Annotated in this window: 12 protein-coding genes and 1 other annotated feature; of the genes, 8 read left to right on the top strand and 4 right to left on the bottom strand. The window is 26.8% G+C overall.

The features are described from left to right. The first annotated feature begins 56 nt into the window (after positions 1-56). Positions 57-1,241, top strand: a complete 1,185-nt coding sequence (locus BN346_RS16860) for a transglutaminase-like domain-containing protein (protein ID WP_051540471.1) — start codon at positions 57-59, stop codon at positions 1,239-1,241. Between the two features lie 15 nt (positions 1,242-1,256). Here BN346_RS16860 and BN346_RS16865 read toward each other — a convergent pair whose 3' ends face one another. Further along, positions 1,257-1,622 (bottom strand): tetratricopeptide repeat protein, encoded by a 366-nt coding sequence (locus BN346_RS16865; protein ID WP_040330145.1) that lies wholly within the window; start codon positions 1,620-1,622, stop codon positions 1,257-1,259. Positions 1,623-1,834: 212 nt separating this feature from the next. Then, positions 1,835-2,048: a binding site (T-box leader), on the top strand. Positions 2,049-2,137: 89 nt separating this feature from the next. Between BN346_RS16865 and BN346_RS16870 the strand changes: the two genes are divergently transcribed. The 3 genes from BN346_RS16870 (at position 2,138) to BN346_RS16880 (ending at position 7,786) form a co-directional block, all read left to right on the top strand. Then, a complete protein-coding gene (locus tag BN346_RS16870) occupies positions 2,138-4,783 on the top strand; it encodes a valine--tRNA ligase (protein ID WP_040330147.1) in 2,646 nt (881 codons plus the stop codon). A gap of 492 nt (positions 4,784-5,275) precedes the next feature. Then, positions 5,276-6,595 carry a bifunctional folylpolyglutamate synthase/dihydrofolate synthase gene (locus tag BN346_RS16875; protein WP_040330148.1) on the top strand — a complete coding sequence of 440 codons (1,320 nt, stop codon included), beginning with the start codon at positions 5,276-5,278 and terminating at the stop codon, positions 6,593-6,595. Positions 6,596-6,922: 327 nt separating this feature from the next. Further along, complete coding sequence (locus tag BN346_RS16880; protein WP_040330149.1) at positions 6,923-7,786, top strand: YncE family protein; 864 nt, start codon at positions 6,923-6,925, stop codon at positions 7,784-7,786. A gap of 66 nt (positions 7,787-7,852) precedes the next feature. On the opposite strand, the gene BN346_RS16885 is transcribed toward BN346_RS16880, so the two are convergent. Then, positions 7,853-8,386, bottom strand: coding sequence for a DUF4364 family protein (locus BN346_RS16885; RefSeq protein WP_040330150.1), 534 nt, complete (start codon positions 8,384-8,386; stop codon positions 7,853-7,855). Positions 8,387-8,709: 323 nt separating this feature from the next. On the opposite strand from BN346_RS16885, the gene pdaB reads away from it, so the two are divergent. Continuing rightward, on the top strand, positions 8,710-9,456 hold the full coding sequence (pdaB, locus tag BN346_RS16890) for a polysaccharide deacetylase family sporulation protein PdaB (RefSeq protein ID WP_040330152.1): 747 nt from the start codon (positions 8,710-8,712) through the stop codon (positions 9,454-9,456). A 166-nt stretch (positions 9,457-9,622) separates the two neighbouring features. Continuing rightward, positions 9,623-10,348, top strand: a complete 726-nt coding sequence (locus tag BN346_RS16895; RefSeq protein WP_040330153.1) for a single-stranded DNA-binding protein — start codon at positions 9,623-9,625, stop codon at positions 10,346-10,348. A 66-nt stretch (positions 10,349-10,414) separates the two neighbouring features. Here BN346_RS16895 and dapD read toward each other — a convergent pair whose 3' ends face one another. After that, the gene (gene dapD / locus BN346_RS16900; protein ID WP_040330155.1) at positions 10,415-11,125 is read right to left on the bottom strand and encodes a 2,3,4,5-tetrahydropyridine-2,6-dicarboxylate N-acetyltransferase; all 711 of its coding nucleotides are present in this window, start codon (positions 11,123-11,125) and stop codon (positions 10,415-10,417) included. A gap of 568 nt (positions 11,126-11,693) precedes the next feature. Between dapD and BN346_RS16905 the strand changes: the two genes are divergently transcribed. Both BN346_RS16905 and BN346_RS16910 read left to right on the top strand, forming a co-directional pair. Continuing rightward, entirely contained in the window at positions 11,694-12,233 is a 540-nt protein-coding gene (locus BN346_RS16905) for a cob(I)yrinic acid a,c-diamide adenosyltransferase (protein ID WP_040330156.1), read from the top strand. 32 nt (positions 12,234-12,265) lie between these two features. Continuing rightward, on the top strand, positions 12,266-13,417 hold the full coding sequence (locus BN346_RS16910; protein ID WP_040330157.1) for a pyridoxal phosphate-dependent aminotransferase: 1,152 nt from the start codon (positions 12,266-12,268) through the stop codon (positions 13,415-13,417). A 14-nt stretch (positions 13,418-13,431) separates the two neighbouring features. Here BN346_RS16910 and dapB read toward each other — a convergent pair whose 3' ends face one another. Then, entirely contained in the window at positions 13,432-14,184 is a 753-nt protein-coding gene (gene dapB, locus BN346_RS16915; RefSeq protein ID WP_040330158.1) for a 4-hydroxy-tetrahydrodipicolinate reductase, read from the bottom strand. Position 14,185: the final 1 nt, after the last annotated feature.

The raw sequence follows: 14,185 nt of genomic DNA on the forward strand, positions 1-14,185 counted from the left end.
CATTGTAGATTTTACAATTTATGCAATTCAATATGTATGGGGAAAGGGGTGGATTTTTGAAATATAATATAATTACTATAATTTTAGTGGCTTTTTTTATTTACCCTATAATAAAAGGTTTTTTATTTAAATATTCAAGCAAAGCATTAAAGAATACAATAAATTCTATATTTGGAAGTATTGCATTGATTTTATCTATTATAATAACAAGTAAAAATATAGGAAAAGTATTTAATTTAAATAACATAGGAAAGTTTGATAAGTTTTATAGTTATATTCCACAAAAAATATTAGAGTTGGCAAGAGAGAATCCGTTAATAACTAGAATAATAGTAACAATATTTTTTATATTATTGATACAAGGAATCATAATTTTGATTTTTTATATGTTCAATAGTATTATTTTTTATCCATTATTAAATCTTATGGATGAAAAGTTGAAAGGGAAAAGCAATATAACAAGAAGAATATGTGGAGCTGTATTTCAACTACCTAAATCAATATGCTATATAATATTAATTACTTTTCTGTTAACAATTACAGGCATGTTTAATAGAAATGAAAACTATTTAAAGGCTTTAGAGGATTCTGAACTATATACTTTGATATCTGAAAAAGTTGTGAAACCAATTACTAAATCAGATATAGTAAGAAGTCTTCCAAAGGTAGTTAATGATTCATTAAAAATTATAGTTGAAAATGATGATGTATCAAAAAAAATAGATAATAATATTTTAGAAAATTACTTAGAAAAGAAAGTTACAGTATATTATAATGGTATAACTTTAGATGAGGGGATAAAATCAAACGATACTATAAAAAACAAGACTTTAAGTATAACAAATAGTAAAAGTAGTACGTATGACAAAGCATATTCTATATATGAATGGATAGGAAAAAATATAGATTATGATGATGGAAAGGCAAATGATGTTATAAATAATAGTAAAGATGTTAAATCCGGTGCTATTGAAGCTTTTAAAACAGGTAGAGGTGTTTGTTTTGATTATGCATGTTTATTTGTGGCTATGTGCAGGGAAAGTAATATAAAAGTAAGGATGGTAATAGGAGAAGGATTTAATGGGAAAGAATGGGTGAATCATTCTTGGAATGAATTTTATGATGATGATAATAATAGGTGGATAAATGTAGATTCAACTTTTTACTCTGGTGGTAATTATTTTAATAATAGTGATTTTAGTAATGATCATAGAAATACTCAAGTTGTTGGTGAATGGTAAAAAAGACTTCTAATATTAAGAAGTCTTATTTTCGTTAAGGTAAGTATTTAAAATTAAACTTATTGCTTTCTCACATTCATTATCATCACCATTTAATGACCATGCTATATTAAAGTAATTTAATGCTTTCCTTTTGTCATTTAGCATTGCATAGCAATAGCCTAAATTGAAAAAATAGGAACTTTCTTTCTTTAGCTTTATTGCATTAAGTAAATATTGAATTGCATTCTCAAAATCTCTTAACTTGATAAAGCACACAGCAGTATTATAAAGAGATGATGATTCATTATCATTAAGTTCCATAGCTTTTTTGTACATATCTATAGCATGTTTATATTGCTTTTGATTATAAAATTCATTAGCTTTATCAAAATAGTTCATTAAAAAACCTCCAAATATAGTAATTTATATTTGTAATCATTGACAAAAAAAAGATTTATATACAATAAAGACTTTAATATTTACAAGAGTTTAAATAAATTGAAAAATAAAGAGTGAATTGTATAGATAATTAGAAATAGGGAAGAATTAAATGTATAAACGGCTATTGACTTTTCAATCAGTGTTTATTATAATTAATTAAAATTTAATAGTAAAAAGCAGTGAAAAAGAGGAGTAAGACTTGAAAGTATTAAAGAGAGGAAAACTTATAGCTGAAAGGTTTTCTATATAGAATTGTCTGAAGGTAGCTTTGGAGTTTCTTTATTGAATTTTTAGTAGATAGAGACGGTTGTCAAATCGTTAAATTAATGAGCCTATTATTATGATAGGAAAAAAAGGTGGTACCACGAGCTTTTCGTCCTTTTATGGAGAAGAGCTCTTTTTTATTGCATAAAAATATATGTAATTAATAATTTATATATTTATATTAGTTAGTAAACAAGGGAGGAATAGGTATGGAAAATAATAAAGAATTAGCAAAAAATTATGATCCAAAAGAATTTGAAGAAAGATTATATAAATGGTGGGAAGAAGAAGGATTTTTTACTCCAGAAGTAGATGAAAATAAAAAGCCATATACAATTATAATGCCACCACCAAATATAACTGGACAATTACACTTAGGTCATGCTTTAGATAATACTCTACAAGATATAATAATAAGAACTAAAAGAATGCAAGGTTATAGTACTTTATGGTTACCAGGACAAGACCATGCAAGTATAGCAACTGAAGTTAGAGTAGAAAAATCTCTTTTAGAAAAAGGTCTTAATAAAAAGGAAATGGGAAGAGAAGCTTTCTTAGAAAAAGTTTGGGAGTGGACTGAAGAATATAGAGAAAGAATTAGAAAACAACTTAAAAAAATGGGATGTTCTGCAGATTTTACTCGTGAAACATTTACAATGGATGAAGGAGTAAGTAAGGCTGTTAAAGAAGTTTTTGTTAAACTTTATAATGAAGGACTTATATATCAAGGAAATAGAATAACAAACTGGTGTCCAAAGTGTATGACTGCCATCTCTGATGCAGAAATAGAATATGAAGAGCAATGTGGAAATTTCTGGCATGTAAATTATCCTGTGGTTGGAAGTGATGAAAAAATAGAAATTGCAACTACAAGACCAGAAACTTTACTTGGAGATACAGCAGTTGCAGTTAATCCAAAGGATGAAAGATATGCACATTTAGTAGGAAAAACTCTTAAATTACCATTAGTGGGAAGAGAAATTCCAATAGTTGCAGATGATTATGTTGATATGGAATTTGGAACAGGTGCAGTTAAAATAACACCAGCTCATGATCCTAATGATTATCAAGTTGGAAAAAGACATGATTTACCAGAAATTGTGGTTTTAGAGGAAAATGGAACTATAAGTGAAGGATATGGAAAATATTCAGGACTTGATAGATATGAAGCAAGAAAACTTATGGTTGAAGATTTAGAAAAAGAAGGTTCATTAGTTAAGATTAGAGAACATGTTCACAATGTTGGAACTCATGATAGATGTAATACAGTTGTAGAACCAATGTTATCTAAGCAATGGTATGTAAAAATGGAAAAACTAGCTGAGCCAGCAATAAAAGCTGTAAGAGAAAAAGAAACTAAATTTATACCAGAAAGATTTGAAAAAATTTATTTCAACTGGATGGAGAACATTCAAGATTGGTGTATTTCAAGACAATTGTGGTGGGGACATAGAATTCCAGTTTGGTACTGTAAAGATTGTAATGAAATAATTGTTTCTGTAGATGAGCCAACTGTTTGTGATAAGTGTAAATCTACTAAGTTAGTGCAAGATAAAGATGTTTTAGACACTTGGTTTAGTTCAGCATTATGGCCATTCTCAACACTTGGTTGGCCAGAAAAATCAGAGGACTTAAAATATTTCTATCCAACTAATACATTGGTTACAGGATATGATATTATTTTCTTCTGGGTTGCGAGAATGATATTCTCTGGAATTCATAATATGGATCATGTTCCTTTTGATAATGTTCTTATACATGGTATTGTAAGAGATGATCAAGGAAGAAAAATGTCTAAATCATTAGGTAATGGTGTAGATCCATTAGAAGTAATAGAAAGCTATGGTGCAGATGCATTAAGATTTTCACTAGTAACTGGAAATGCTCCAGGAAGTGATATAAGATTCTATGAATCAAGAGTTGAAGCAGCAAGAAACTTTGCAAACAAGATTTGGAATGCATCAAGATTTGTTATGATGAATTTTAATGAAGAATTAATGGAAAAATATAAGGATTGTAAGAATTATTCAATAGCAGATAAATGGATATTATCAAGAATGAATACTGTTGCAAAAGAAGTTACAGAAAATGTTGAGAAATTTGAACTTGGTGTAGCACTTCAAAAAGTTTATGATTTCATGTGGACAGAATTCTGTGATTGGTATATAGAACTTGTAAAACCTGTATTATATAGCGAAGAAGAAGAAGCTAAAGGTGTAGTTTTAAATGTTTTAAATACTGTTTTAGTAACAGGATTAAAACTTCTTCATCCAGTTATGCCATTTATAACTGAAGAAATATATACTCATTTAAAAGTAGATTCAGAGTCTATTACTGTGGCAAAATGGCCAGAATTTAATAGTGAACTACAAGATGAAAAAGCAGAAGAGTATATGAACTATATAATAGATGCTATAAAAAATACAAGAAATGCTAGAAGTGAAATGAATGTACCACCTTCAAGAAAAGCTAAAACTTATATTTTTGCAACTGAAGCATTAGAAGCATTTAAAGAAGGAAGTCAGTACTTTGAAAAAATGGCATCAGCTAGTGAAGTAATAATATTGAATTCTAAAAATGATGCTCCAGAAAATGTTGTAACAGTAGTATCAAAAGGTGCAGAAATATATATGCCACTTTTAGAATTAGTAGATTTAGAAAAAGAACTTGAAAGATTAGAAAAAGAAAAATCTAAATTACAATCAGAAATAGATAGAGTAGAGAAAAAACTATCTAATGAAAGATTTGTATCAAAAGCACCAGCAGAAGTAGTTGAAGAAGAAAAAGCTAAAGGTGAAAAATATAGAGAAATGTATAACTCAGTAATTGAAAGTATAGAAAACTTAACTAAGTAATATTAAGTTATTCTATTAAAATAAAAATAACCTTCAAAAAGTGAAGGTTATTTTTATATATAAATGTAAAAAAATGTGATAACATTATTATAATGAAATAGAACTATAGGAATTCAAGTTAAAACTTTAAGTTATTCATGTTTCAGTTGAGAAAGAGTAGTTTAAAGTTATGTAAAAAATTAACAATTAACGATAAATAATTAACAATGAAGGATAAAACTGAAGTCTCAGTTTATTTGAATCAATTTTTATGATAATTTGCTAAACAAATTAGTTAAAGCATATAAAAAACTAGTTTTTTTATATTTCTATTTTAGATATTAGGAACAACGTGAGTAATATCCACCATCATTGTTAATTGATAACTGTTAATTGTTAATTGGTTCCAAACATGATAATAGAATAAACTGTAAGCTTAATAGTATCATTTCAGAAAGAGAACTTTAAGTTTGGAATCCTATAGTGATTAGTATTAATTTAGGGGGGATATATATGAATTATAATGAAGCGATTACGTATATAAAAGAGACTGCAAAATTTGGTAGTAAATATGGGCTTGAAAGAACTGAGAAGATATTAGAGTTCTTAGGAAATCCGCATAAAAAGATAAAATGTATACATATAGCTGGAACTAATGGAAAAGGATCGACAACAGCTATGATAACTTCAGTGCTTATGGAGGCAGGATATAAGGTTGGTAGTTATACATCTCCATATATTGAGGAGTTTGAAGAGAGAATTCAAATTAACAGAGAAAATATAGATAAAAACGATCTTTCTAATATAGTAACAGAAGTTTCAAAGGCCGTAGAAAAAGTATGTCAATGTGGATTTGGAAATCCGACAGAGTTTGAGATTATAACTTGTTGTGGTTTTCTATATTTTTATGAGAAAAATGTGGATTTTGCAGTAGTGGAAGTAGGCTTAGGTGGCAGATTAGATTCTACAAATGTGATAACACCAATGTTGAGTGTTATAGCATCTATAAGCTATGATCATATGCAATATTTAGGTGATACATTAGATAAAATAGCTTATGAAAAAGCTGGAATTATAAAGAATAATGTTCCTACAATCTTATTTCCACAAAAAAAGCTTGTTGAAGAAGTTATAGAAAGAATAGCAGATGAAAGAAATAGTAAACTTGTTAAAGTTCCTAAAAATGAGGCTGTTTATGAAGGTACATCTAAACGTATAATTAATGGTAAAGATGTGATGATGCAAACTATAACAATTAAAAATAATAAAATAAATGGAATAGAGAAATATGATTTATCACTGTTAGGAAAACATCAAGTAGATAATTCTGTTACAGCCATATATGCCTTAAATGAATTAAAAGGATTAGGGATTAACATAGAAAAACAGCACATATTAGAAGGTTTTAAAAAAGTTAAATGGCCAGGAAGACTTGAAGTAATGAAATCAGAACCTTTAGTTGTAATAGATGGTGCTCACAATATAGATGGAATAGAAAAATTAACTGAAAGTATAGATATGTATTTTAAGTATAATAAGTTAGTGCTTATTTTGGGAATATTAGCAGATAAACAAGTCAATGAAATGATAAAAATGATAGCACCAAAGGCTACTAAGATAATTTGTGTAACACCACATAGTGATAGAGCGGAACTTGCATCAGAATTGAAAGAAGCTATAGATAAATTAAATATAGATTGTAGTGTAGAAGCTGTAGAAGATTATGAAAAAGCTTATACAAAGGCACTAAATTATTGCGATAAAGAAGATTTATTGTTAGTAAGTGGTTCTTTATATATGATAGGGGATATGAGAAAAATAATAAGAGAATAAAAGCTAGTCTTAAAAAAGACTAGTTTTTTTTAGCATTAATATGACAAAAACTGTATCATATTAACTAACATTGTCATAAGATATATGGTAAAAGTTAATTCAAACAAACAATCAGACATATTGAGAGTTTAAATATAAATCTATATTTGAAACATAGAGAATATAGCCAAGCCATTTAAAATCAATGGTAAGGCTTTTTCTATCCCAAAATTGTATAAAGTGTTATTAAAAAGTTTAAAATCATGATAATTTTGGTTTGTATTATTTTCCTTTATTAAAATGTTACTAGAATATGTTTATGAAAAATTTAGTTAGGAGGTGATTTTTTTGAAAAATCTTTATGTTTGTAATACCGCTAGAGATGAAATCGAAAAGTTTGATTTAAAAACTTTAAAAGTTGTAGATTCTATAAAATTAGAAGGAAAAGAAAGAGTTTGGCCATATAGAATTTGTGTAAATAATAAAACTCTTATAATTTCAAGTTATAAGAATAATGCAATATTTTTAATTGATGAACATGGGGTGGTTGAGGAATTTTATTTAGGTAGTGGATGTACAGACATGAAAATTGTAAACAATTATTTATATGTTGTTTGCGAAGAATCTAATACTGTGGTATGTTTTGATATTATTTCTAAGGAAATAATAGAGGTTATACCTTGTGGAATATCACCTCGTAATATAGATTTTTCAAAAGTGAATAATAAGTTTATAGTATCCAATGCTTTGAGCAAAAATGTTACTATTTTTGACTTATTAGAAGGTGGAAGTATTCATAATATAAATGTAGATTCAAATCCTGTAAAAGCTATTTGGAATGTAAATGGTGAAAGTATTTTTATTTGTGAAAATAATGTTGGAATAAAAAGAAAAGGAATTTTAAGAGAAATATCATTATATACTAAAAAAGAGAGAACTATAGAAGTTGGAAATATTCCCGTAGATATGTGTTATGATGGTGAATATTTTTATATATCAAATTGGGGAGATGGAACTATAAGTATTGTAGATGCTTATAGGTTTAAAGAGATATCACGTCTTAAAGTAGGTGGCATGTTAAAAAAAATACTGATTGATGATAAAATTATATATGTATCTGAAATTCAGAAAAATAATATTATACGAATTGATAATAATAGAAAGAAAACATTATCTTTGGATTATGAACCACAAGGTATAATTATTCAATAATAAAATTTAATTTATAAATTATATGATGAAACATAAGAGATATAAAATAACTAGTAAAAAAATTTACTAGTTATTTTCATCAATTAAAATATTAATCATTTTATTATAAAGTTCTGATGAATTTGACTTCCATTTATAACATAATTCACGAGCTTGTTTATTTGAGGCAACACTTATTTTTATATCTATAAGTGTTGTATTATTTTCAGAGGCTATTAAATTAACTAGATAACTATTTTTGTTTTCTATAGTATAATCTGCAGTTACAGTTAGTTCCTTTTTTATAGTTGATAGTTTATTAGAAATATAAGTATTTATTAAATCTAATTTATCTTCTGAAATTCTGTTTTCAAATAAAGCAAGAACTTTTATACCTTCATCTGTTATAACTAACCTATCTTTTTCATTTTTAGTTATATGTCTTAAAAGATTTGAAGTAGTTAATTCCACTATATATTGTTGAAGTGTAAAATAACTCATAAAATTATTTTCAAGAACAATATCTGTTATCTGTAAATTAGAAATTGGAAGGTTTATTTTATTAAATATATATAGTAACAGAAGCTTATTTTCTGCTAAATTCATAGAGTCTTCAAACATTAAATTTCCTCCTCCTAATAAAATAAAAATTTTTTAGGCATATGAAAAATAGGCAACAAAATAAATAAGAAAATTTGAGGTAAGGCTAATGAGTTATTTTTATAATAATAAAGTATTTTAAAATTAGATTAACTATATGTTACACAAATTTATTTATAAATTTTGTTTAGTATTTTTATATATATCTTACTATAATATTATATCAATGATTAATAAATTTTTCATTAATAAATCATATAAAAATTTAAATAGGTATAAAAAGTAATATATATTCTTCTTTGTGAATATGATTTATTAAAATTAAGAAATTGTAGGGGGGATATATGAGAAAGAAGAATTTTATAATACCCTTTGTAGTTTTAATTTTAGCTTCTTTATTGATTATAGGAATTAGTAGTACAAGCACTATGCAGGCAATATCACAAAAAAATAAAAAATTACCTATATATTGTGTTGATACTAAGGAAAAGAAAGTTGCTATAACTTTTGATACTACATGGGGAGAAAAAAATATTATAGAAATACTAGATGTTTTGGACAAGTATAATGCAAAAGCTACATTCTTTGTAGTAGGACTATGGATAGATGATTTTCCTGACTTTATAAAAGAAATAGACAAGAGAGGACATGAAATAGGAAATCATAGTAATAAGCATCCTAATATGACAACTATAACAAAAGATAGAATAATAAAGGAAATGGATATAACAGATGCTAAGTTAATAGATACAATAGGAAAAACTAGTACTGTTTTTAGATTTCCAGAAGGAGCATTTAATGATGATGCTATTCAAATAGTTGAAGATACTGGTAGAAAGTGTATACAATGGGATGTTGATAGCATTGATTGGAAAGCACAAGGTGAAAAAGTAGAATATGAAAGAGTTATGAAAAAAGTTAAAGATGGGTCAATAATATTATTTCATAATGCTAAATATACACCTAAATCTTTAGAATTAGTATTAAAGGAATTAAAGGCACAAGGATATGAATTTGTAACTGTATCAGACCTTATTTATAATGAAAACTATAGTATAGATGGAGAAGGAACTCAAAGAAAAAATAAATAATTATTGCATAAGTGCATAATATGTATTATAATGGAAGAAATTAGAATTGAATGAAATTTGAGAAAATTTATAAAAATATTTATGGATTTAGTCATAGTTTTAAAAATAACATAGTATATTATGATATAAAATATATGAAATTAAACAAAGGGAAAGAGGGGTTACTATGGACAATACAATGTTGAACAACAAAATTTATTTAGAGGGAAAAGTTATTTCAGATTTAGAATTTAGTCATGAAATGTATGGAGAGGGTTTTTATAATTTTAGATTTGAAGTATCTAGATTAAGTGATACAACTGATATTTTAACAATAACAGTATCAGAAAGATTAATAACAGGTATAGATATGAACATAGGTAGGGAGCTTATTGTTGAAGGACAACTTAGATCTTACAATAAGTTTATGGATGGAAGTAATAGACTAATACTTACTGTGTTTGCTAGAGATATTAGAGAATTAAAAGAAAGAAGTAAAAATCCAAATCAAATATTCCTAGATGGATATATATGTAAAGCACCAATATATAGAACTACTCCTTTTGGTAGAGAAATAGCTGATATGCTTTTAGCAGTTAATAGATTATATAATAAATCAGACTATATACCAACTATTGCTTGGGGAAGAAACTCAAGATTTTGTAGAAGTTTAGAAGTAGGAGACAATATAAGAATTTGGGGAAGAGTTCAAAGTAGAGAATATCAAAAAAGAATATCTGATACAGAAGTTATTAAAAAAATAGCATATGAAGTATCAATCTCTAAAATGGAAAAAGTTGAAGATGATGAATTTGACATTGCAATAGATGAATCAGTAAAAACAAGTGAAGAAAGTCAATGTGAAGAAAACAATGATTGTAAAGAATCTGGTGCGATAGGGGAAGTTATATAAATAGATTAAATTAATAAAAAAGTTCCAAATTTAACTTGGAACTTTTTTATTATTTAAAATTATAAATTATTTTCTAAGGTCATCTAAAATTTCTGTTTTATCTTTAGTCTTATTATCTACTTGTTTTATTATTTTAGCAGGACAACCAGCGACAACAACATTCTCTGGAACATCTTCTGTAACCACAGATCCAGCTGCTACAACTGAGTTAGCTCCTATTTTGACACCTTCAAGTATTACCGCATTTGCGCCAATTAAAACATTATCACCTATTTCACATGGTGATTTGCTAGGTGGTTCTAAAACACCAGCAACAACAGCACCAGCACCAAGATGAACTCTTTTACCTAGCTTTCCTCTAGCACCAATTACTGCATTCATATCAACCATTGTTTCTTCGCCAATCTCAGCTCCGATATTTACAACAGCACCCATCATTATAACAGCATTTTTACCTATAGATACTTTATCTCTTATTATAGCACCTGGCTCAATTCTAGCATCTGTTTCTTTCATATCAAACATAGGAATTGCAGAATTTCTTCTATCATTTTCTATTTTAAAGTTTTTAATTATTTCTTTATTTTCATCTAGAAATACTTTAACTTCATCATAGTTACCAAATAATATGTAAAAATTTCCCTCGCCATAATATTCTATGTTATTAAAGTTACAGTTGGCTAAATTACCATTAACATAAACTTTAACCGGTGTAGCTTTTTTTGATTCTTTTATAAATCTAGCTATTTCATAAGGATCTGTTAAATTATAATCCATTAAAAAAACTCCTCTCCATTTAAATCTTAGAATTTAAAATTAAAACCTATAAATTTATAATAAGTTTTAATTCTAAATTTAAATCATATGTTTAAGTAAAAGTGGTTGAATCTACTTATTACATAAAATATATTACCATATAAATGATATAATAAAATAGTATTTAAATAAATAGTATATAGATATTTATTTGTTTTTTATGAAAATCTTATTCATAATCAATAAAAGAACAAGAGTTTGATATAATAATATATAAATAGAATAAAAATTAGCAATTAACAATGAGGGAAAAAACTGAAAGCTCAGTTTTGTTAATGGATTTTTAAAATAATTTGTAGAACAAATTATTTAAGGATTATATAAAACCCTAGTTTTTATGGACTTCTATTCAAAAATATTAGGAACGAAGTGAATAATATTAACCATCATTGTTAATTGCTAACTGTTAATTGTTAAGTGGTTCCAGACATTATAATAGAATAAACTGTAAGCTTAATAATATCACTTGATAAAGAGATTATTTAAATTTTGAATTTGGAACCTTATATTATAGAAAGGAAATGATTGTATGAGCAAGTTAAAAGAAGGATATGTACAAATTTATACTGGAAACGGAAAAGGAAAAACAACAGCAGCTGTAGGATTAGCTACTAGAGCAGCTGGAAATGAATATATGGTATATATGGTTCAATTTCTAAAAACGGGGGCAACTGGAGAGATAGAAAGTGCAAAAAAACTTGCACCATATTTTAATATATTTAGATTTCAGGAGGTTAAGGGCTTTTTTTGGAATTTAAATGAAGAAGAAAAGAAACAATTAAAAATTGAAGTTAAAAAGACTTTTGATTTTTGTTTAGATGCAATAGAAAATAGAAAATGCGATATACTTATAATGGATGAAGTTATGGGAACGCTAAGTAATGATCTTTTGAGTGAGGATGAGATTATAGCACTTATAGATAAAAAGCCAAAAGATATGGAATTAATTATGACAGGTAGGAATGTTCCAGAAAGAATAGCTGAAAAGGCAAACTTAATAACTGAGATGAAAGAGGTAAAACATTATTTTAAAGAAGGTGTACCAGCTAGAAAAGGTATAGAATTTTAAAAAAAGTTGTAAAGTAGAAGAGGTGGGTAAAAATGAACAATATTTTTTCGCAACAAGTGGAAAAAATTGAAATATCGGGCATAAGAAAATTCTATAATAAAGTGTCAGGTATTGAAGGAGCAATTTCATTAACATTAGGTCAACCAGATTTTAAAGTTCCTGATGTTGTTAAAGAGGCTATGATAGAAGCTATAAACCATGATAAAACAGTATATACACCTAATGCAGGGATAATTGAGTTAAGAATGGAAATTAGCAAGTTTTTATCTAAGTACAATATAGATTACAATGAAAATGAGATATGTGTAACGGTAGGTGGTAGCGAAGGTCTTATGAGTTCATTTATGGCTATATTAAATAAGGGGGAGAAAGTTCTTGTACCATCCATAGCTTATCCTGCGTATGAAAGCATAACTACTATGTTGAATGGCGAAATAATAAATTATGACTTAAATGATGATTTTACTATAAATATAGAAAATTTAGAGAAACTTATTATAAATGAAGAACCTAAAGTATTAGTATTATCTTGTCCAAGTAATCCTTGTGGCAATATATTGACTTTAGAAGAAAGAGAAAAATTACATAAAATAATAAAAGAAAGAGAAATATTAGTTATAACAGATGAAATATATGCACCGCTTTGCTATAGTGAATATTATTCCATAAGTCAATGCAATGATATAAAAGATAAAATTATATATGTAAGTGGTTTTTCAAAAATGTTTTCTATGACAGGACTTAGAGTTGGATATGTTTGCGCATCAGAATACATTTTGAAGAATATATTAAAAGTTCATCAGTATAATGTATCTTGTGCCACATCTATAAGTCAATATGGTGTTTTAGCGGGGTTGAAACATGGAATGAAAGAAGTAAGTGATATGAAGGAAAGCTTCAAAAAAAGAAGAGATTATATCTATGATAAATTAGTGAGGATGGGGTTTGAAGTTAACAAACCAGAAGGAGCATTTTACATATTACCATCTATAAAAAAATTTAATATGACAAGTGAAGAGTTCTGTGATAAATTGCTGAAAGAAGAAAAAGTGGCTATAGTTCCAGGAACTGCATTTGGAAAAGGTGGGGAAGGTTATATTAGAATTTCATATTGTTATAGTCAAAATGAATTAGATGTTGCTTTAAATAAATTAGAAAATTTTAAAAAAAAGCTAGGGTTTTAATCCCTAGCTCTTTTCTAATTATTAACTACATTATCCATTGAATATAGTCCTTTTTCTTTATTAAACATAAATGCACATGCTTTTAAAGCTCCAACTGCAAAAACTTCTCTTGATATTGCAGAATGTTTTATAGATATAACTTCACCAGCACCAGCAAATATAACTTCATGCTCTCCGATTATATTACCACCACGAATAGTATGAATTCCTATTTCTTTTTCATCTCTTTTAGCAATTCCTTCTCTGCCATATATGAAATGTGTATCATCTTGTATTGAATCTTTAATAGTATTAGCAAGTAATAATGCAGTACCACTAGGTGCATCTACCTTTTGATTATGATGTTTTTCAATAATTTCTATATCAAAATCATTGAAAAGAGTGTTGCTAATATTTTTAAGAATTGAATTTACTATATTTATACCTATAGACATATTTGCAGAATGGAAAACAGGAACTACTTTAGATAGTTCTAAAATTTTATTTTTCTCAGATTCGTTGTATCCAGTTGTACAAAATACTACAGGCTTATTATTTGTTTTTACAAATTCACAAATTTGATTTAGTGTAGCTGGTCTTGAGAAATCTAAAACAACATCTATATCTACATTGCAATCATCGATATTTTCAAATATAGGATAACCTAAAGAAGTATCATTATTTTTATCTACTCCAGCAGCTATCTCTAAATTTTCAAAATTTTTAACAGTAGAGGAAATCATTCTACCCATTTTACCGCTACATCCAACTAAAAGTATTTTTGTCATT

Origin of the sequence: Clostridium ihumii AP5 (assembly GCF_000612845.1) — a bacterium.
GTDB lineage: Bacteria > Bacillota > Clostridia > Clostridiales > Clostridiaceae > Clostridium_J > Clostridium_J ihumii.

Bases quoted from the DNA above. Each gene is read 5' to 3' on its own strand.
- BN346_RS16870 (WP_040330147.1), top strand. From the start codon at position 2,138: ATGGAAAATAATAAAGAATTAGCAAAAAATTATGATCCAAAAGAATTT.
- BN346_RS16885 (WP_040330150.1), bottom strand. From the start codon at position 8,386: ATGTTTGAAGACTCTATGAATTTAGCAGAAAATAAGCTTCTGTTACTA.
- BN346_RS16865 (WP_040330145.1), bottom strand. From the start codon at position 1,622: ATGAACTATTTTGATAAAGCTAATGAATTTTATAATCAAAAGCAATAT.
- pdaB (WP_040330152.1), top strand. From the start codon at position 8,710: ATGAGAAAGAAGAATTTTATAATACCCTTTGTAGTTTTAATTTTAGCT.
- dapD (WP_040330155.1), bottom strand. From the start codon at position 11,125: ATGGATTATAATTTAACAGATCCTTATGAAATAGCTAGATTTATAAAA.
- BN346_RS16910 (WP_040330157.1), top strand. From the start codon at position 12,266: ATGAACAATATTTTTTCGCAACAAGTGGAAAAAATTGAAATATCGGGC.
- dapB (WP_040330158.1), bottom strand. From the start codon at position 14,184: ATGACAAAAATACTTTTAGTTGGATGTAGCGGTAAAATGGGTAGAATG.
- BN346_RS16875 (WP_040330148.1), top strand. From the start codon at position 5,276: ATGAATTATAATGAAGCGATTACGTATATAAAAGAGACTGCAAAATTT.
- BN346_RS16895 (WP_040330153.1), top strand. From the start codon at position 9,623: ATGGACAATACAATGTTGAACAACAAAATTTATTTAGAGGGAAAAGTT.
- BN346_RS16905 (WP_040330156.1), top strand. From the start codon at position 11,694: ATGAGCAAGTTAAAAGAAGGATATGTACAAATTTATACTGGAAACGGA.